Raw genomic sequence first — 1213 nt, 5'->3', positions numbered from 1 at the left:
CTCTTCTTCAATTCTTAATAACTGATTGTATTTGGCCATACGATCTGAACGTGAGGCAGATCCTGTTTTAATTTGACCACAGTTTAATGCTACTGCTAAATCTGCAATTGTATTATCTTCAGTTTCACCAGATCTGTGTGACATTACTGAAGTGTAACCTGCATTTTTAGCCATATTTACGGCTGCAATAGTTTCAGTTAAAGAACCTATTTGGTTTACTTTAATTAAAATTGAGTTTGCAATACCGTTTTCTATACCTCTTGATAAACGTTCTACGTTAGTTACAAATAAATCATCACCAACTAATTGTACTTTATCACCAACTTTTTCAGTTAAAGATTTCCAACCGTCCCAGTCGTTCTCATCCATACCATCTTCAATAGATATTATTGGATATTTTTCACATAATTGAGCTAAATAGGTTGCTTGCTCTTCTGAAGTTCTTACTTCTCCTTTATCGCCTTCAAACTTTGTGTAATCGTATTTACCATCAACATAAAACTCAGCCGATGCACAATCTAAAGCAATCATAACTTCATCTCCAAACTTATAACCTGCGTTTTCTACAGCTTTTGCAATAGTATCTAAGGCATCTTCTGTTCCTCCTGCTAAGTTAGGTGCAAAACCACCTTCATCACCAACAGCTGTACTTAAACCTCTGTCATGTAACACTTTCTTCAAATGGTGAAAAATTTCAGTTCCCATTTGCATGGCATGTGTAAAAGTTTTTGCTTTTACTGGCATAATCATAAACTCTTGGAATGCAATAGGAGCATCACTATGCGAGCCACCGTTAATAATGTTCATCATTGGTACAGGAAGTGTATTTGCTGATACACCACCAACGTAACGGTATAATGGTAAACCTAACTCGGCTGCTGCAGCTTTAGCTACGGCTAAAGACACACCTAAAATGGCATTGGCTCCTAATTTAGATTTATTTGCTGTACCATCTAAATCAATCATTAATTGATCTATTAAGTTTTGTTCAAAAACAGAAACGCCTAAAAGTTCTTCAGCTATAACAGTGTTTACATTTTCAACAGCTTTTAATACGCCTTTTCCCATGTAAGTATCACCACCATCACGTAACTCAACGGCTTCGTGTTCACCTGTTGAAGCTCCTGAAGGAACCGCTGCTCTTCCTAAAACATTATTTTCTGTAATAACATCTACCTCTACTGTTGGGTTTCCTCTAGAGTCTAGAATCTGT

Annotated in this window: 1 protein-coding gene; it reads right to left on the bottom strand. The window is 36.4% G+C overall.

What is annotated here, in order from left to right:
- Nucleotides 1–1213, bottom strand: a 1213-nt coding sequence (gene eno, locus FUA24_RS07980; RefSeq protein WP_148541228.1) for a phosphopyruvate hydratase, incomplete at both ends; no start/stop codon positions are given.

The sequence above is a fragment of the Seonamhaeicola marinus genome, assembly GCF_008085455.1.
This window is presented reverse-complemented; position numbering and strand designations above follow the sequence as displayed.